This window comes from Streptomyces rubradiris (genome assembly GCF_016860525.1).
GTDB classification, from domain to species: domain Bacteria; phylum Actinomycetota; class Actinomycetes; order Streptomycetales; family Streptomycetaceae; genus Streptomyces; species Streptomyces rubradiris.
In genome coordinates, this window is the sequence record NZ_BNEA01000015.1 from 4,696,023 (window position 1) to 4,712,228 (window position 16,206).

The 16,206-nt window shown below is 71.0% G+C and carries 14 protein-coding genes, 1 tRNA gene and 3 pseudogenes; 9 read left to right on the top strand and 9 right to left on the bottom strand.

Annotated elements, in window-relative coordinates:
* Positions 1 to 58: 58 nt before the first annotated feature.
* A pseudogene (locus Srubr_RS34145) lies at positions 59 to 1,187 on the bottom strand (ArsR/SmtB family transcription factor).
* Positions 1,188 to 1,283: 96 nt separating this feature from the next.
* Here Srubr_RS34145 and Srubr_RS34150 point away from each other — a divergent pair.
* Entirely contained in the window at positions 1,284 to 2,477 is a 1,194-nt protein-coding gene (locus tag Srubr_RS34150) for an MFS transporter (protein ID WP_189992221.1), read from the top strand.
* 34 nt (positions 2,478 to 2,511) lie between these two features.
* Here Srubr_RS34150 and Srubr_RS34155 read toward each other — a convergent pair whose 3' ends face one another.
* Genes Srubr_RS34155 through Srubr_RS42145 form a run of 3 tightly spaced genes read right to left on the bottom strand, consistent with a single transcriptional unit; the run spans position 2,512 to position 4,246 of the window.
* Entirely contained in the window at positions 2,512 to 2,949 is a 438-nt protein-coding gene (locus Srubr_RS34155) for a DUF488 domain-containing protein (RefSeq protein ID WP_189992219.1), read from the bottom strand.
* Positions 2,946 to 3,542 carry a DUF488 domain-containing protein gene (locus Srubr_RS34160; RefSeq protein WP_189992217.1) on the bottom strand — a complete coding sequence of 199 codons (597 nt, stop codon included), beginning with the start codon at positions 3,540 to 3,542 and terminating at the stop codon, positions 2,946 to 2,948. Before Srubr_RS34160 ends, Srubr_RS34155 begins: the two co-directional genes overlap by 4 nt.
* Positions 3,542 to 4,246 (bottom strand): dual OB domain-containing protein, encoded by a 705-nt coding sequence (locus tag Srubr_RS42145; RefSeq protein WP_189992215.1) that lies wholly within the window; start codon positions 4,244 to 4,246, stop codon positions 3,542 to 3,544. The genes Srubr_RS34160 and Srubr_RS42145 overlap by 1 nt, the downstream gene beginning before the upstream one ends.
* Positions 4,247 to 4,353: 107 nt before the next feature.
* Between Srubr_RS42145 and Srubr_RS42150 the strand changes: the two are divergent.
* The 3 genes and pseudogenes from Srubr_RS42150 to Srubr_RS34175 form a co-directional block, all read left to right on the top strand.
* Positions 4,354 to 4,650: pseudogene (locus Srubr_RS42150) on the top strand (site-specific integrase); the annotation flags it as partial.
* Positions 4,651 to 4,691: 41 nt separating this feature from the next.
* A pseudogene (locus Srubr_RS34170) lies at positions 4,692 to 5,332 on the top strand (tyrosine-type recombinase/integrase); the annotation flags it as partial.
* Positions 5,333 to 5,430: 98 nt separating this feature from the next.
* A complete protein-coding gene (locus Srubr_RS34175) occupies positions 5,431 to 5,625 on the top strand; it encodes a hypothetical protein (RefSeq protein WP_189992213.1) in 195 nt (64 codons plus the stop codon).
* 157 nt (positions 5,626 to 5,782) lie between these two features.
* Here Srubr_RS34175 and Srubr_RS34180 read toward each other — a convergent pair.
* Positions 5,783 to 5,855: transfer RNA gene (locus Srubr_RS34180), tRNA-Arg, on the bottom strand.
* Positions 5,856 to 5,981: 126 nt separating this feature from the next.
* On the opposite strand from Srubr_RS34180, the gene Srubr_RS34185 reads away from it, so the two are divergent.
* Entirely contained in the window at positions 5,982 to 6,905 is a 924-nt protein-coding gene (locus Srubr_RS34185) for a phytoene/squalene synthase family protein (RefSeq protein WP_189992211.1), read from the top strand.
* Positions 6,906 to 6,912: 7 nt separating this feature from the next.
* Here the strand turns inward: Srubr_RS34185 and Srubr_RS34190 are convergent, their stop codons facing one another.
* Together Srubr_RS34190 and Srubr_RS34195 are read right to left on the bottom strand one after the other, a co-directional pair.
* Positions 6,913 to 8,568: an IclR family transcriptional regulator domain-containing protein gene (locus Srubr_RS34190; protein ID WP_189992209.1), complete on the bottom strand. Its 1,656-nt coding sequence runs from the start codon at positions 8,566 to 8,568 to the stop codon at positions 6,913 to 6,915.
* Between the two features lie 64 nt (positions 8,569 to 8,632).
* Positions 8,633 to 9,943, bottom strand: a complete 1,311-nt coding sequence (locus tag Srubr_RS34195) for a M6 family metalloprotease domain-containing protein (protein WP_189992207.1) — start codon at positions 9,941 to 9,943, stop codon at positions 8,633 to 8,635.
* 278 nt (positions 9,944 to 10,221) lie between these two features.
* Between Srubr_RS34195 and Srubr_RS34200 the strand changes: the two genes are divergently transcribed.
* Both Srubr_RS34200 and Srubr_RS34205 read left to right on the top strand, forming a co-directional pair.
* Complete coding sequence (locus tag Srubr_RS34200) at positions 10,222 to 10,869, top strand: TetR/AcrR family transcriptional regulator (protein WP_189992205.1); 648 nt, start codon at positions 10,222 to 10,224, stop codon at positions 10,867 to 10,869.
* Positions 10,870 to 11,054: 185 nt separating this feature from the next.
* A complete protein-coding gene (locus Srubr_RS34205; protein WP_189992203.1) occupies positions 11,055 to 12,593 on the top strand; it encodes an MFS transporter in 1,539 nt (512 codons plus the stop codon).
* A 14-nt stretch (positions 12,594 to 12,607) separates the two neighbouring features.
* Here the strand turns inward: Srubr_RS34205 and Srubr_RS34210 are convergent, their stop codons facing one another.
* Complete coding sequence (locus Srubr_RS34210; protein ID WP_189992201.1) at positions 12,608 to 13,117, bottom strand: MarR family winged helix-turn-helix transcriptional regulator; 510 nt, start codon at positions 13,115 to 13,117, stop codon at positions 12,608 to 12,610.
* A 108-nt stretch (positions 13,118 to 13,225) separates the two neighbouring features.
* On the opposite strand from Srubr_RS34210, the gene Srubr_RS34215 reads away from it, so the two are divergent.
* Positions 13,226 to 14,017: a dioxygenase family protein gene (locus Srubr_RS34215; protein ID WP_189992199.1), complete on the top strand. Its 792-nt coding sequence runs from the start codon at positions 13,226 to 13,228 to the stop codon at positions 14,015 to 14,017.
* 27 nt (positions 14,018 to 14,044) lie between these two features.
* Here the strand turns inward: Srubr_RS34215 and Srubr_RS34220 are convergent, their stop codons facing one another.
* A complete protein-coding gene (locus tag Srubr_RS34220; RefSeq protein ID WP_189992197.1) occupies positions 14,045 to 14,563 on the bottom strand; it encodes a GNAT family N-acetyltransferase in 519 nt (172 codons plus the stop codon).
* A 191-nt stretch (positions 14,564 to 14,754) separates the two neighbouring features.
* On the opposite strand from Srubr_RS34220, the gene Srubr_RS34225 reads away from it, so the two are divergent.
* Entirely contained in the window at positions 14,755 to 15,753 is a 999-nt protein-coding gene (locus Srubr_RS34225) for a sigma-70 family RNA polymerase sigma factor (protein ID WP_189992195.1), read from the top strand.
* Positions 15,754 to 16,206: the final 453 nt, after the last annotated feature.

The window sequence follows — 16,206 nt, forward strand, 5'->3', positions numbered from 1 at the left end:
TACTCCCGGCCTTACGCGTCCGGCCCGCTTGGCTGGGGCTCGTGTGCGTCGGGTTTGCTCATCCGGGGCTTGTTCGCCTCGGGTTTGCTGCCTCGGGGCTGCTCGTCTGGGGCTTGTTCGCCTCGGGGCTGCTCGTCCGCGGCTCGTTCGCCCTGGGGTCCGCTTGCCTGGGCCCGCTCGCCCCGGGCCCGCCGCTCGCCCCGGGCCCGCCGCTCGCCCCGGGCCCGCCGCTCGCCTCGACCAGTACGTCCCCCGCCGTCGTCCGCACGTACAGGACCGCCCGTCCGGCCCGCCGCCGCTCCACCAGGCCCGCCTCGCGCAGCACCTTCAGATGCCGCCCGACGGAGCCGAGGCCCTGCCCGGTCACGGCGGTCAGCTGGGTCGTGCTCATGGGCGAGCCGAGCAGGACGAGCACCCCGGCCCGGGCCGGCCCCAGCAGGGCGCTCAGCCCCGCCGGCACCGCACGCCCGCCGTCCCCGGCCAGCACACCGGAGCAGGGGTAGACCACGGCGTACCGCTCCCGCTCCGCCCAGGACACCCAGCCCTGCCGCTGCGGGGTCACCGGCACGAAGAGCAGTTCGGTGCCGGAGATGTCGCGCGGCGGATACTCGTGCAGGTTGACCTGGAACCGGTTGTCCCCGAGCCAGCGCGTCCCGCCCCGCAGCCCGCCCAGCGCGCTCGCCCAGCCGCCCCGGCTCACCTGCGCGGTCCGCGCCAGCACATCCGCCTCCAGCACCCGCCGGCGCCGCTCCCAGGAGGGCAGTACGGTCTCCTCCCACACCCACTCCAACAGCGTGGCCGCCCGCTCCGCCAGGTCGTCCCGGTCGAGTACGGCGGGCAGCGGCCCGGCGAGCGAGAGCCGCAGATGGGCGCGGGCGGCACCGGGATCGACCGCGCGCACCCCGGCCGACCTCCGCGGCGAAGTCCTCCCCGGGGCGCGGGGCGGGAGTCAGGAAGTCGGCGTTCCACTCCCGGCCCAGCCCCGCCCGCACCAGCCGCGCGGTCACGGGGTCGGCCGCGAGCCGGGCCCGGTAGGCGGGCAGATGGGCGCCCAGCCACGCGTGCTCCCCGGGATGCGCGCCCTGCCCGGAGTGCAGCAGCTTCAGGCACCCGAAGGTCTCGGCGAGCGGAGAGACGACGAACCGGCTCCGGGCGAGCGTGTCGGCGTCGAGCTGCCACCACCCCACGAGCCGTACCTCCCCCAGGACCCCTCGCCGTACGACCTTTCGCGTGCGGGCGAAACGATAACGGGCGCTCGGCGGCCCGGCCGAGACTCCGGGACCATGACCGGCTACCGATCCCTGTTCCGTACCCCGGAGTTCACCCCGCTCCTCCTCGGCACGGCCGCGCAGACCGCCGCCCAGACCATCGGCGGCCTCGCGCTGGGCACGCTGGTGTACCGGGCTACGGGGTCCCCGCTGCTGTCGGCGGTGAGCATGTTCGGCCAGTCGCTCGCCCAGGCGCTGGGCGCCACCGTCCTGCTCTCCGGCGCCGACCGGCTGCCCCCGCGTACGGCGCTGTCGGCGATCGCGCTGGCCTTCGCGGCCGGTACGGCGGTCCAGGCACTGCCCGGCCTCCCGGCCGGCGCGCTCCTCGCCGTCCTGGTACTGCTGGGCCTGGCCGCGTCGCTCGGCGGCGGGGTCCGCTGGGGCCTGCTGAACGAGATCCTCACCAAGGACGGCTATCTGGCCGGGCGTTCACTGTTCAACATGGTGAGCGGCCTCTCACAGGTCGCCGGTTTCGCCACCGGCGGCGCCCTGCTCGCCGTATTCTCCCCACGGGCCTGCCTGCTGCTGGCGGCGGCCCTGTACCTGACGGCCGCGCTGACCCTGCGGCGCGGCCTGACCGCCCGCCCGCCCCGCGCGGCCGGCCGGCTCTCGGTATCGGCGACCTGGCGCGTCAACGCCACGCTGTGGTCGTCCCGGCCGCGCCGCCTGATGTACCTGGGCCTGTGGCTGCCGGGCGGCATGGTCGTCGGCTGCGAGTCGCTGTACGTGTCGTACGCCCCGCACGCGGCCGGCACCCTGTTCGCGTGCGGGGCGCTCGGCATGTTCGCCGGGGACCTGACGGTGGGGAGGCTGCTCCCGGCAGCGGTCCGCGCCCGCCTGGCCACCCCGCTGCTGCTCCTGCTGGCGACGCCGTACCTGGTCTTCTGCGCCCACCCGCCGCTACCGGTGGCGGCGGTCTGCGTGACCGTGGCATCGGCCGGCTACGGGGCGAGCCTGGTACAGCAGGAGCGCCTGATGCGCCTGACCCCCGACACCATGTCCGGCCAGGCCCTCGGCCTGCACTCGGCGGGCATGCTGACCCTCCAGGGCCTCGGCGCGACAGCGGCGGGCACCTTGGCCCAACTCGCCTCGCCCGCAACGGCGATGACGGCGATGGCGGCGGGCTCGGTGGGCGTCACCTTGTCGTTGGCCATGGCGTCCCGCCGACTGGGAGCCGGCCGGGAGAAGAGCCCCGTGCCCGCAAGCTGAGCACCGGACAGCCGCTCATACGCCAAAAAATACGTCACACCAGGTGCTCAATCGTGACGCCGCCCCAGCGTTCTGCGAAGTACTCCGCGACCAGACGGCGGTGGCAGTGATGCGGTTTGTCCTCGCTGCAGAGCAGCACTGCGTTTGCGAGAAGTTCCTTAGGGACGGATTCTTCGATCCTTCGCTGCCTTATGAGCGTCAGAAACCTTTCCTCGTAGGTTGCCCAACCGGAGCCCTGTTTTTTGAAGTCATCCAGAATCGATTGCGTCGGCGCCAGGTCGGGGCGGTGAACGTACGCCATGGAGCAAAGTTCGCCGAGGAAGTACTTGAGATCGTCGCGTTTCGCGAAACCCGCAAGTTGTGACACATTATTGAGCCGGACATCGACAAGTGTCGAGGCACCCGAATGTCGCAGGAGGTTGAAGAACTTCTCGGCAGGTTTTTTCGTGAAGCCGATAGTGTAGATCTTCATGCATCTGCCGCCCGTTCGGAATGGAGTTCCTGGTTGACGTAGGCGATGCGTTCTTCCTGGCGGCTCAGTGCTTCTTCGAGGCGCTCGGCAGGGGTGCGGAATAGTTCCGGGTCTGCCAGTCCGAACTTTGCCATGAGGCGCTCCATCGCCGCATCGTGACTTTCGACCCGCCCGTCGCCATGAATATGGTGAATCGTGACGCCGCGCTGCGTGAGAACCCGTGAAATGAGTACCGTGCGATGGCAGTTCAATGGTTCACCTTCGGTGCACATGATGGCAATTCGCTCGCGCCGCGCCCCCTTGATCAGGCGCTCAATGCCGCTGGCGAACGCATGCGTCTGTGCGAGGCGACTGTATTGTACTCGTCCGTCCACATAGCAAGTGGTGTCCTCTGTGCGCGCACCGAGTTCCTTACCCAAGAAAACGTACTTCAGGCCCGACGCGTGCAAGCCGGGATCGAGCGATCTCCTGTTGAACTGTGGTGCGAACTGGCTGGCGGGAGCCGATCGGACGTCAGCGACAGCCGTGACCTGGTTCTTTTGCAGCAATTCGATGAACGCCGCAAAATCGTGCGTGGAATGACCGATGGTCATTATCGTGCTGATATCCACCTGCTACCTACGTTCGCCTGGCGGCGTTCAATTATACCTGCCACCATCTTGTAGAGATACCCCTTGAATTCCTCGCCCAAGCTCACCGTCAGGAAGGATTCGGCCAGCCTGTACGTGCCTATGCCCCGCTTTCTGAACTTTTCTTCGTAGACGGAGTCGGTTACTTTCAAAATGTAATCCGATCCCGCATGGTGGAATTCGGCCCGCACATCGAGGTCTCTATTGGCGTCATAAGGTCGACCCACCGTTATTTTTAAGGAGTCGACTCGTATGAGCTTGAGGGAGTCGGTTATTTCCCCCTCGCGCTCTACTGGAATTCGATCGTTCAAGCCTCTTGCTGTGCTGTCTCCGCTGTTGATCCATAACTGCATGGGGCGCTGTTCTATGCGATACAGATCGTCCCATTCAATCCGTGTCAGCTTCGTCCACCGGACGCTGGAATCAAGGATCCAGTTCTCGCTTTGGTATCCGAACTGTCGTTGCCGGAGAAGCCGCATTGATATGACATCAAGAACGCGTGGCTCCGCGCCGTTTCGGTATGTCCGCTCTGATTCCGAGACTTCGTGGCCTGGTCGGCTGCTTATGGGCCGGATCCATGTGTTCGACTTGATGTCGATACCCGCGATACAGCGTCCGCGATGCTTCCGGGAATTTGCTAAACAGATCAACTGCTTAGTCGTCGCCACTTGCCCCCCCCGGGAATTGTGACACTCCTACGCATGGCACGGTAGCGTACGGGTCGGCGTGTGACAACGCTGACTTCGCATCGCTGTCTTCTCGACGAGCGGGACCGGTGGCGAAATGCCATGAGGTCGACGCACTCGCCGACGCGGCCGGCGTCTACCGGGTCTTCATCCTGCTGCTGGCCTATACGGGGCTGCGCTGGGGCGAGGCGTCGGCGTTGAAGGTGGGACGCGTCGACCTGGACGCCTGCCGTACCCACATCGTCGAGGCGTACGTCGAGGACAACGGCAGGCTCTACCTAGGCACTCCCAAGAACCACGAGCGCCGGTCGGTGCCGATCCCGCGGTTCCTGGCCGGGGAGTTGAAGCCCCATGTCGAGGGACGGGACGAGGACGGACTCCTCTTCACCGCGCCACAGGGCGGGCCGCTGCGGGCCCGCAACTTCCGGAGGGCGCGGACCGCTACGACGTGCCCGAACGGCCAGTCCTCACGGTGGCGGAGGTCTTCGCCGTCGCCGACTCCATCGCGCCGCTCTACCGGCTGCTCGTGCTCCTGGCGGCCTTCACCACCCTGCGGTTCGGGGAGCTGGCGGCCCTGCGGCCACGGGATGTCGACCTGGAAGGGCTGACCGTCCCCGTGCGCCGCGCGCAAGCCGAGCTGCAGGACGGCCGGCTCTTCGACAAGGCGCCGAGATCCGCGGCCGGGGTGCGCTCCGTCTCCTTCCCGGCCGAACTGCTCGACGCGGTCACGCAGCACTTGGAGCACTTCGCCGCTCCCGGACGCGACGGGCACGTCTTCGTCGGGCCGCAGGGTGGGCAACTACGGCGGAGCAACTTCCGCGACGACTGGGTGAAGGCACGGAAGGCCGCGGGCGTCACGGACGAGCTGCACTTCCACGATCTGCGGCACACGAGCAACACGCTGGCCTCGACGGCCGGGGCCAGCACGCGGAGTTGATGACGAGGATGGGGCACAGCAGCTCCCGGGCCGCGCTGATCTATCAGCACATGACCAGTGACCGTGACCGGGCCATCGCGGACCGGCTCGGGGCCATGATCCGCAAGAGTGGAGGAAACGCTCCCGCCTAGATGAAAGGGGGTGATCGTGCCACCGCCTTCCCTATGGGCCGGGCACCGCCGGTCTACGGCGAGACAGCCGGACTGTAGGGTCCAGCAGAGGGGGAATCATGGCTGATCGCGGCTGGTACGACGACAGTGATTACCACGAAGCAGTTCAGCGGGCCGAACGGGCGACACGGTCCGGCTGGTCAGCGATCGCCTGGACTACAGGAGCGCTCGGTTGTGTGCTGATCGCCATCGCCGTTCTCTGTGTGGTCGCGGTCGTCGCGTGCCTCTACGTCGTAGTGGCGAGCGATTACTGAGTAGCCACCAAGCACGGGTGCGGTCACTGATTGTCCGGGGCGCTCCTTGGGAGATGTGGCATCCGCGTGGCATCAGTGGCACGCGTGCGGCACAACCCCGGACACGACGAAGGGCCGGCCTGGGAGGAAACCCCTCCTGAGCCGGCCCTTCTCTCTGTGCCCCCGGCAGGATTCGAACCTGCGACACCCGCTTTAGGAGAGCGGTGCTCTATCCCCTGAGCTACGAAGGCCGGGTGGTGATCGACCGGTGAGGGTCGGGTCGCCGTCGTCAGTGTAGCGGGTGGTGTGCTCGGTGTACCGGGGGTCCGGTCGGGCGAGGGGCGGGTCTTGTCGGGGCGTCGTTAGGGTGGGGGCCCGTGAGTGGGTGGAAGCGTGGGCTGGATGCCGCCGGTGTGCTGGAGCCGGGGTTGCGGCGGGACTACGGGGTGCAGCGGGAGCTGGTCGCGCGGGGCCGGCGGACCTCCCATCTCGCGGCCCGGACGCTGTTGCCGGGGGCGCTGCTGCCCCACGTCGTCGTGGCGACCGCCGTCATGCACCACGGGGACAACCTCCTGGACACCGGATCGCGAGCGCACCGGGCGGAGCGGTGGGCGGCCTGGGAGCGGCGGGTGCGGACGGCGTTGGAGACGGGGCGCGGGGATGATCCGCTGCTGCGGGCGCTCGTCCATACCGTTGCCGTCCATCCGCGGCTGCGCGCGGTACTGGACGAGTACCTGGTCTCCGCGCCGGCCGAGCTGGAGTTCGCCGGGTTCGCCGATGAGGACGACTACCAGGCCTACGTGGACGCCTACTCCCTGCCCGCCTTCATGCTGGTCGCCTGTCTGCTGGGCCCGGACGCCGGGGACGGCCCCTATCGCGCCGCCTGCCGGACGTTCATCGACGGCAGTCAGCGGCTCGACTTCGTCAACGACATCGCCGAGGACCTGGCCGAGGGTCGGCTGGGGATTCCGGACGAGACGCTGGAGCGGTTCTCGGTGCGGAGGGAGGACCTGGTGGCCGGGCGGGCGGTGCCCGGGGTGCGGGAGCTGGTCCGGCACCAGACCGGGCTGGCGGAGGCCGCCCTGCGGCAGGCCCGGGCGGTGTCCGGTCTCGTCCCGGCGTCCAGCCGGCCGTTGCTGGAGGCGCTGGTCGAGGTGGAGCTGCTGACCGCCACGGCCGTACGGGCCCGTGGCCCGCGGGTGCTGCGCGGTTCGGTGGGTCCGTCACCGGTGGCCGCCCTCGGGGTGCTTCTGCGAGCCCGTGCCCGGCGGAAGACGCGCGGAGTGGGAGTCGGGGCGTAGGCGAACGTCAGGTCGTAGGGACCTTGGTGAAGCGGGACGCCCGGCGGAGGTCCCGCTGGATGTCGTCCGCCGTCGCGCGGAGCGCGGGCAGGAGGTGGTGGACGCAGTCCTCCAGGGTGCGGCGGGCGGCGTGCGTGGCCACGTTCACGGCGGCGACCGCGCGGCCCGTGCGGTCCCGGACCGGTACGGCGACCGAGCGCAGGCCCGACTCCAGTTCTTCGTCGGCCAGGGCGTACCCCTGGGCTTTGACCTCGGCCAGTTCCGGGGGCAGGGGACCGTCCGTGTCCGCCAGGAGGACGCGGCCCAGTGAGGTCGCGGCGGCGGGCAGGCGCGCGCCCACCGGTATGCGTACGGTCAGGACACCGCTCGTGTCCGCGCCCGCCGTGTACTGGACCTCCGTGCCGTCGGCGGTCAGCACCGCCAGTGCCGCCGGCTCGCGCACCCGGTCCGCCAGCGCCCGCAGATGCGGTTGAGCCAGGCGGGGCAGCGTCGTCCGGGCCAGCGGCGGGAAGCCCAGGTCCAGGACGCGCGGGGTGAGGGTGAAGGCGCGGTCGTCGTGCGCGGCGGCGGTCACCAGGCCCAGGTGCTCGTGGGTGAGCAGCGCCCGGCGGGCGGTCGCCCGGGACAGGCCGGTCGCCCGGGCCACGTCGGTCAGGGACAGCGCCGGGCGTCCCTCGCCGAACGCGGTCAGCACCGTCAGGCCCCGGGCCAGCGACTCCACGAAGTCCCGGCCGAGTTCCTGCTTGGAGGCCGTGGTCCAGGTCGCGAGGCCGGCGGGCGCGGGTCCCGGCTCGGGTGGGGGCGCGGTGCGCAGGTCGGCCTCCATCGCCTCCACCGCCGTACGCAGCCGGGGCAGCAGGGTGGCGGGCAGCTCCGCCGCCGGGTGCCTGCTGGTGTGGCTGACCACGCTCGCCACGCAGGCCACGCGGCCGGTGCAGGGGTCGCGCACCGGGGCGGACACCGCGACCAGGCCCGGCTCGATCAGCTGGTCGTCCAGGGCCCAGCCGTCCCGGCGGGCCGCCCGTACCCGGTCCGCGAAGGCCGCGGCCACGGCGTCGGCGGTGGCATGGGCGGTGCCGTGGGCGGGTTCCGGGCGCGGGGGGACGGCCGGGAACGCCGTGTCCCGCGGGTCCTCGGCCCGGCGGGTCCGCCAGCGGGCCCAGTCCCGCTCCGTCCACTCGGTGGCGAACAGCGCGCCGGGCGCGGTCCGTTCGGCCGGCAGCAGGTCGCCGATGCGGAAGCTGACGGACAGCGCCCGGCGGCGGGTGGCCTGGTGGATGAAGCGGATGCCGTCGCGGTCGGCGACCGCCAGCGACACCGACTCGTCCAGCTCGTCGGCGAGGGCGTCGGCGCGCGCGCCGAGCAGGGCGGGCAGCCGCAGCGCGGCCAGGTAGGCGTTGCCCAGCTCCAGCACGCCGGGGGTGAGGACGACGTCCCGGCCGTCGAGGCGTACGTAGTCCATGCGGGCCAGGGTCGCGGTGATCCGGTCCACCGTGGAGCGGGCGAGTCCGGTGGCCCGTTCCAGCGCGCTCGGGCTGAGTGTGCCGCCCGCCTCGGCCAGCCGGCGCAGCACCCCGACCCCGCGCACCAGCGGCCCGACCGCCTCCGCCGGCATCCCGGCCCCGGTGGGGGCGTCGGCGTCCACTGCGGTCATCGCGGGCATCGTCTCTCCGGTACGGCGTCGGGGCACGCCTACGGTAAACCGGGCGGGCACCGCCCGCGCCCCCTCAGGACTCGTCCGCCACCCGCACCACCCCGCCGCCCCGGCTCACCCGGACCCGGTGATTGCCCTCCGCGTCGGTCGAGACCACCCGCACGCTGATGCCGTGCCGCGGGTCCTCGAAGGTCTCGCCGGGGGCGAACGGGGCGTCGGAGAGTTCCGCGTGGACGTTGGGGCTGCGGGTGCAGCCGCCGCTGCCGCGGTGGCTGTCGAAGACGGTGACCGGGCCGCGGCCGGTGTCCACCGCCGCGTCGATCCGGTAGACGAGCACCCCGGGGCGGCACACCGCCTCGTCGTTGCCGCCCTGGGCGCGGACCTCCAGCGCGTAGGTGGTGCGCGCGGTGACGGGGATGAGGACCAGCTTGCCGCCGCCCTGCTGGTACAGCGGGGAGAGGGTGAACTCGACGCTGCCCGGTGCCGCCGCGCAGCCCACCTGCCCGCCGTCCAGCCAGCCCAGTTTCCACTTGTGCCAGCCGAGCAGGTCGTTGTTGGCCCCCCAGTCCTCGCTCATGATGTCCCAGTGCCCGACCGCGCCCCCGCCGTCCTGCGTGTACAGGTCGGGCAGGCCGAAGGTGTGGCCGTTCTCGTGCGGCAGCACCCGGTAGCCGGTGCGGTCGTAGGACCCGGAGCCGTCGTCCTGGCGGGAGTAGACGAAGGAGGCGTTGGAGATGCGCACGCCGTCGGCCACCGGGGCGTCGTCGTTGCCGGCGAAGGTCACGGACAGCACGGTGTCCAGGGCGGAGGGGCCGGCGTTCGGGGTGACGAGCACGTTCAGCAGGTCGTAGTCGCGGAAGTCCACGGCCGGGTCGGCGGCGGCCACGAGGTCCTGCACCAGGCTGCGGTAGCCGGGGTCGAAGGGCGCGCCGCGCTCTATGCCGTACTCCTGGAAGGGCTTCGGCATGCGCAGCCAGGTGGTGACGGGGGTCTCGGGACGGTAGTCGAGGCGGCCGTACGACGCGGTGTGGAACCAGTCCTGGGTGCGCGGGAAGAACTCGTGGAAGCGGTCCATCGCGTCGCCCTCGCCGGGCGCGTCGGGGAAGTCGACCATCAGGGTCAGGGCGTGGACGGTGCCGGTGGAGCGGGAGTAGCCGGGCGGGGTGGGCAGGCCCTCGGTCATCTGCACGTCCAGACCGCCACGGATCATGCAGGGCAGGAGCGCGGAGGAGCGGGCCGGTCCGAGGGGTCCGGCGGCGGTGGGCGCCGTCAGGTGTCCGCTCCCGGCCGAGGTGCCGACCGCGAGGGTCAGCGCGCTCACCAGGGTCAGGGCGGCCACCCGGCGCGGGCGTATGCGGCGGCGGGGCTGCGGCTGCGGCTGCATGCAGGGACCTTTCGCGCCACGGCAGCCACCGGTGTGTCGGCTGCACCCTTGCGCTCACCCTGGGGCGGCGGGGCGGCGGGCGCGCGCTGGGGGAGACCGATGGGGGGAAACCGGGTCCGCGAGCGGGTGAAACCCGGCGGACGGTGATTGTGTCCCAGGTCACAGCCATTCTCGGGCTGGGTGGGAAATAACCGGGGACGCTTTCCCCGTTTAGCCCTGTGTCCGAGCGAAATGGGGAGTCCTTCCCCGGATCGCCCCCTCGAACCAAGGAGTACGCCGTGTCCGCCGCCACCGCCCCCGCCGAGCGCAAGGCGACCCGGCCGCGCGCCGACGCCCTGCGCAACCGGGAGCGGATCGTCGGCGCCGCCCGGGAGATGCTCGTCGAGCACGGCCCGGAGGTGCCGATCGACGAGATCGCCCGCCGGGCCGGCGTCGGCAACGCCACGGTGTACCGCAACTTCCCCGACCGGGACGCCCTCGTGCGCGAGGTCGTCTGCTCCGTCATGGACCGCACGGCCGCGGCGGCCGAGCTGGCCCTCGCGGAGAGTGGGGACGCCTTCACCGCCCTGGAGCACTTCGTGCACGCCGCCGTCGACGAGCGGATCGGTGCGCTGTGCCCCATGGTGTCCGGCACCTTCGACCAGCACCACCCCGACCTGGTGGCCTCCCGTGAGCGCGTCGAGCGGCTCATCGAGGAGCTCATGGGCCGGGCCAAGGCGGCCGGGCAGCTCCGGCCGGACGTCGGCGTGGGAGATCTGATGATCGCCGCGGGCCAGCTGAGCCGGCCCCCGGCCGGCACGGACTGCCCGCGCGGCGACCGCTTCGTCCACCGCCTGCTGCAGTTGTTCCTCGACGGCCTGCGGGCCCCCGCCCGTTCCGTCCTGCCGGGTCGGTCCCTCAGCATCAAGGAGCTGCGCGCCGTCTGACCGATCAGTTCAGCTCCCGCGCCCGGTCTACCGACAGTACGGCGGTTCGTACGGCCGTTCCCTTCCTGTTCACTGTTCCGTCTTACTCCGTTTTCTCAGCATTTTTCGCCACGCCGACCCTCTCCACGCCGTCCGTCACCAAGCCCTGAGTTCCACGGCTTCGAAGTCCTGAAGTGGGTATCTCCATGTCCGAAACAGCCCGCAAGGCTGCCGGCCGCGCCGCCCCGAGCGGTGACGCCAACCGCTGGAAGGCGCTCGTCTTCATCGCGCTCGCCCAGCTGATGGTCGTCCTGGACGCCACCATCGTGAACATCGCCCTGCCCGCCGCCCAGGAGGACCTGGGCATATCCGACGGCAACAAGCAGTGGGTGATCACGGCCTACGCGCTCGCCTTCGGCGGTCTGCTGCTGTTCGGCGGCCGGGTCGCCGACCTGTGGGGCCGCAAGCGCACCTTCGTGCTCGGCCTGGCCGGCTTCGCCGTCGCCTCCGCGCTCGGCGGCGCCGCCACCACCGGCCCGCTGATGTTCGGCGCCCGCGCCCTGCAGGGTGTCTTCGGCGCGCTGCTCGCCCCGGCCGCGCTGTCCCTGCTCGCCGTGATGTTCACCGACGCCAGGGAGCGCGCCAAGGCGTTCGGCATCTACGGCGCCATCGCGGGCGGCGGCGGTGCCGTCGGCCTGATCCTCGGCGGCTTCCTCACCGAGTACCTGAACTGGCGCTGGACCTTCTTCGTGAACGTCCCGTTCGCCGTGGTCGCCGCGGCCGGCGCCTACTTCGTCGTCCGTGAGCCGGAGGGCGGCCGCAACCGCAACCCGCTCGACATCCCGGGCGTCCTGCTCTCCACCCTCGGCCTGGTGGCGCTCGTCTACGGCTTCACCCGCGCCGAGTCCGACGGCTGGAGCGACACGGTGACCGTGGCGATGTTCGTCGCGTCCGTCGTGCTGCTGCTCGCGTTCGTGCTGGTCGAGGCCAAGGTCAAGGCCCCGCTGCTGCCGCTGCGCGTGGTGACCGACCGCAACCGCGGCGGTATCTACCTCTCGCTGGGTCTCGCGATCATCGGCATGTTCGGCCTGTTCCTCTTCCTGACCTACTACCTGCAGATCGTGAAGGGCTACTCGCCGGTCAAGACCGGTTTCGCCTTCCTGCCGATGGTGGTCGGCATGATCACCGGCTCCACCCAGATCGGCACCCGGCTGATGACCCGGCTGCCGGCCCGGCTGCTGATGGGCCCGGGCTTCCTGGTCGCCGGCGTCGGCATGCTGCTGCTGACCCAGCTGGAGATCGACTCCTCGTACCCGGCGCTGCTGCTGCCCGCCATGCTGCTGCTCGGCCTCGGCATGGGTACGGCGTTCATGCCGGCGATGTCCCTGGCCACGCAGGGCGTCCAGCCCCGGGACGCCGGTGTCGCCTCCGCGATGGTCAACACCTCGCAGCAGGTGGGCGGCGCGATCGGCACCGCCCTGCTGAACACGATCGCCTCCTCGGCGACCACCTCGTACGTCAAGGACCACCTCGCCGGCGCCACCGGCAAGCCCCAGCAGCAGCTGGTGGGGCTCCAGGGCATGGTCCACGGCTACACGGCCGCGATCTGGGTCGCCGTCGGCATCCTCGCGCTGGCCTCGCTGATCGCCTTCACCTTCGTCAACGCCGGCCGTCCGAACGCGACCGCCGTGATGACCGGCGAGGGCGCGGAGGACGAGGTCCCGGTGCCGGTGGTGGCCCACTGACCGCCCGGAGCTAGCTAGCGGAGCCAGGGCAGGTCCGCACCCGCTTCCTTGGGCTGGAGGCCCTCGGCGACGATCTCCATGATCTCGCCGAGGGCCTTCTGCTGTTCCGGGCTCAGCCGGTCGAACAGCGCCTGGCGCACGGCGGCCACATGGCCGGGCGCGGTGCGCCGCAGCACCTCGGCGCCCTCGTCGGTGAGCACGGCGAACTGGCCGCGCTTGTCGGCGGGGCAGTCCTCCCGGCGGACCCAGCCGTTCTTCTCCAGCCGGGCGATGGCGTGCGAGAGCCGGGACCGGGTGATCTTCGCGTGCATCGCCAGCTCGGTCATCCGCAGCCGGCGGCGCGGTGCCTCGGCGAGGACGACGAGCAGGCCGTAGTAGACGTGCGGCATCCCCGCGTCGCGCTGGAGCTGCCGGTCGAGGTGGTCCTCCAGGAGGGTGGTGGCGTGCAGGTAGGCGCGCCAGACGTACTGTTCCTCGGCGGTCAGCCAGCGGGGCCCTGCGGCGGAGTCCGGTGCCTTGTTCATGTATCCACTCTACGAGGCGGCTTCTTGAAACTTGAACAAGCGACGGGTAGGGTTCCGGGCTGAAACTTTAGAGTTCAAGCAGGGTTCAGATCCCCGGGAGCCGCCTCGATGTCCGCCACCGCCCACGAGCGCATGCCCGCCCTGTACCTCAGCCACGGCGCCCCGCCGCTCGCCGACGACCCGGTCTGGCCCGGCCAGCTCGCCGCCTGGGCCGCCGCCCTGCCCCGTCCCCGCGCCGTCCTCATGGTCTCCGCCCACTGGGAGGAGGCCCCGCTCGCCCTCGGTGCGGTCGAGACCGTCCCGCTCGTCTACGACTTCTGGGGCTTCCCCGAGCGTTACTACACGGTCCGCTACGCCGCTCCGGGCGCCCCCGCGCTCGCCGACTCCGTCCGCAAGCTGTTGCGCGCCCCCGGGCTCCCCGTACAGGACATCCCCGACCGGGGCCTCGACCACGGCGCCTACGTCCCGCTCGTCGAGATGTACCCGGACGCCGACATCCCCGTCCTGCAGATCTCCCTGCCCACCCTCGACCCGGTCCGCCTGATGGACCTCGGCCGCAGGCTCGCCACGCTGCGCGACGAGGGCGTGCTGATCGTCGGCTCCGGCTTCTTCACCCACAACCTCGCCGCCCTGCGGCACACCGGACCGGGCGTGCCGAGCTGGTCGGCGGAGTTCGACGACTGGGGCCGGCGCGCCCTGGAAGCCCGCGACTGGGACGCCCTGCTCGACTTCCAGGACAAGGCCCCGGCCGGCCGCTACGCCCATCCGCGCACCGAACACTTCGCCCCGCTCTTCGTCACCATGGGCGCGGCGGAGGCCGGCGGCGAACTGGATGAACAGAAGTCGGTGATCGACGGGTTCTGGATGGGAATGGCGAAGCGGTCCGTGCAGTTCGGATGAGAAGCGGCCCCGGGTGGAGCGCCCCGCTCAGAGTTCCTTCTCGTACCAGGCCACGTCCCAGTAGCGGCCGAACTTGCGGCCGACCTCGTGGAACGTGCCCACGTGCCGGAAGCCGAAGCGGGCGTGCAGCCGCTCGGAGGGCTCGTTGGGCTGGGCGATCCCCGCGTAGGCGCGGTGGACGTCCTGTCCGGCCAGGGCCTTGAACAGGGCGTCGTAGAGCAGCGTGCCGATGCCGCGCCGGCCCGCTTCGGGGGCGACGTACACCGAGGTCTCCACGGACGTGCCGTACGCCGGCTTCGGCCGGTAGGGGCTGGAGGTGGCGTAGCCCAGGATCCGCCGTGAGCGGGCGTCCTCGGCAACCATCAGCCGGTGCGGGCCGTCTTCAGGGTGGGAGAGCAGCCAGGGGCGGCGCTCCGCGGGAGTGAACACCGCGGTGTCGAATGTGATGGCCGTCTCACGGACGTAGTGGTTGTAGATCGCCGTCAGGGCGTCGAGGTCCCCCTCGATTCCCGGCCTGACCTGGACTTCGGCATCTTCCGGCGGCATCTCGCCTCCCCGTGTGGCGGACAGGGTACTGCATGATCAGAAAAATCGCGGGCCGGGTTGGGAATTCTGTCCTGATTCCAGTCGTTGTTTCCCTCGGATGCAGGGCACTCGGAGAGAGTCCCAGAGACAGCCCCTTCAGTGCCGCGCGTTCGCAGGACCACCCGCCCGACCACCATCGCAAGGGAGCACGCATGGCAACCCGTGCCGTCGCCCGTCGTCAGTCCGCCACCGGCGAGACGGCCGACTCGGCAAGCAGTGTTCGCGCTCATGGCGGCGAGATCGCAGACCGCGACCTGGTCGGCATGTACCTGGACGAGATCGCGCGTACGCCGCTGCTCGACGCCGCCAAGGAAGTCGAGCTGTCCCAGACCATCGAGGCGGGTGTCTTCGCGCAGCAGGTGCTCGACGGCGAGGAGGAGTCCCGCACGGACGCCACCCGCGAGGAGCTTGAGGCCCTGGTGGCCGCCGGTGAGCGCGCCAAGGATGTCTTCATCCGCTCCAACCTCCGCCTGGTCGTCGCGGTCGCCCGGCGCTACCCGCGCAGCGGCCTGCCCCTGCTGGACCTGATCCAGGAGGGCAACGCCGGCCTGGTGCGCGCCGTGGAGAAGTTCGACTACCGCAAGGGCTTCAAGTTCTCGACGTACGCCACCTGGTGGATCCGTCAGGCCATCACCCGCTCCATCGCCGACCAGTCCCGCACGATCCGGCTCCCCGTCCACCTGGTGGAGGAGCTGGGCCGCATCCGCCGGGTCCAGCGCGAGTTCAACCGCGAGCACGGCCGTGACCCGGAGCCCGCGGAGGTCGCCGCCGAGCTGGGCTCGACGCCGGAGCGCGTCGTCGATGTCCTGGACTGGGCCCGCGACCCGGTCTCGCTGAACATGTCGGTGGACGACGAGGGCGAGACCCAGTTCGGCGACCTGCTGGAGGACACCTCGGCGGTCTCCCCGGAGCAGTCGGTCCTCACCCTGCTGCGCAGTGAGGAACTGGACGACCTGATCGGCCGCCTGGACCAGCGCACGGCCTCCATCATCAAGATGCGGTACGGCATCGAGGACGGCCGCGAGCGCACCCTGACCGAGGTCGGCAAGGAGCACGGACTGACCCGTGAGCGGATCCGGCAGATCGAGAAGCACGCGCTGCTGGAGCTGAAGAAGCTGGCCCGCGACACGGGGTTCGACGCGGCGGCGTGACGGCGGGCCCCGGGGCCCGCCCCGTAGGGGAAGCGTTCCGGGGCGCACCGCGTGACGCGGTGCGCGCGCCGGGTGGTGCGGGTGGCGAAAGACGGCGCAAACATGGCGCGGTCCCGTCGCTTCAACGGCCGGGCCCGAGGGAACAACCCTTCCGGGCCCGCAAGCGGGTCCGGGGCCGCACTCCCCACACCCCCACATCGCGATCCCTGGCCGACGACGACGCCGGCCGCCCCACGAGAAGCCACGTCCCGACGCGAACCCCCCCGGCGCCGGGACCTCCCGAGCCGGGCTTCGGCGCCTATCCCCCCCCGGGCGTCGGAGCCCGGCCTCCCTCTTTTCCGGGGTCTGTTTTCCGGGTCTGTCCGTTTTCCGGTTCGTCCGACGAGGTGCTGTCCGTGCCTGGGAGCTTCCGCGTCCCGCGAGGGCCCCGGGTACTGGAACGGCGGCCCACCC

Excerpts from the sequence above, each read along its gene's own strand:
- Srubr_RS34150 (WP_189992221.1), top strand. The coding sequence starts at position 1,284 with ATGACCGGCTACCGATCCCTGTTCCGTACCCCGGAGTTCACCCCGCTC.
- Srubr_RS34155 (WP_189992219.1), bottom strand. The coding sequence starts at position 2,949 with ATGAAGATCTACACTATCGGCTTCACGAAAAAACCTGCCGAGAAGTTC.
- Srubr_RS34160 (WP_189992217.1), bottom strand. The coding sequence starts at position 3,542 with ATGACCATCGGTCATTCCACGCACGATTTTGCGGCGTTCATCGAATTG.
- Srubr_RS34175 (WP_189992213.1), top strand. The coding sequence starts at position 5,431 with ATGGCTGATCGCGGCTGGTACGACGACAGTGATTACCACGAAGCAGTT.
- Srubr_RS34190 (WP_189992209.1), bottom strand. The coding sequence starts at position 8,568 with ATGCCCGCGATGACCGCAGTGGACGCCGACGCCCCCACCGGGGCCGGG.
- Srubr_RS34195 (WP_189992207.1), bottom strand. The coding sequence starts at position 9,943 with ATGCAGCCGCAGCCGCAGCCCCGCCGCCGCATACGCCCGCGCCGGGTG.
- Srubr_RS34205 (WP_189992203.1), top strand. The coding sequence starts at position 11,055 with ATGTCCGAAACAGCCCGCAAGGCTGCCGGCCGCGCCGCCCCGAGCGGT.
- Srubr_RS34210 (WP_189992201.1), bottom strand. The coding sequence starts at position 13,117 with ATGAACAAGGCACCGGACTCCGCCGCAGGGCCCCGCTGGCTGACCGCC.
- Srubr_RS34215 (WP_189992199.1), top strand. The coding sequence starts at position 13,226 with ATGTCCGCCACCGCCCACGAGCGCATGCCCGCCCTGTACCTCAGCCAC.
- Srubr_RS34220 (WP_189992197.1), bottom strand. The coding sequence starts at position 14,563 with ATGCCGCCGGAAGATGCCGAAGTCCAGGTCAGGCCGGGAATCGAGGGG.
- Srubr_RS34225 (WP_189992195.1), top strand. The coding sequence starts at position 14,755 with ATGGCAACCCGTGCCGTCGCCCGTCGTCAGTCCGCCACCGGCGAGACG.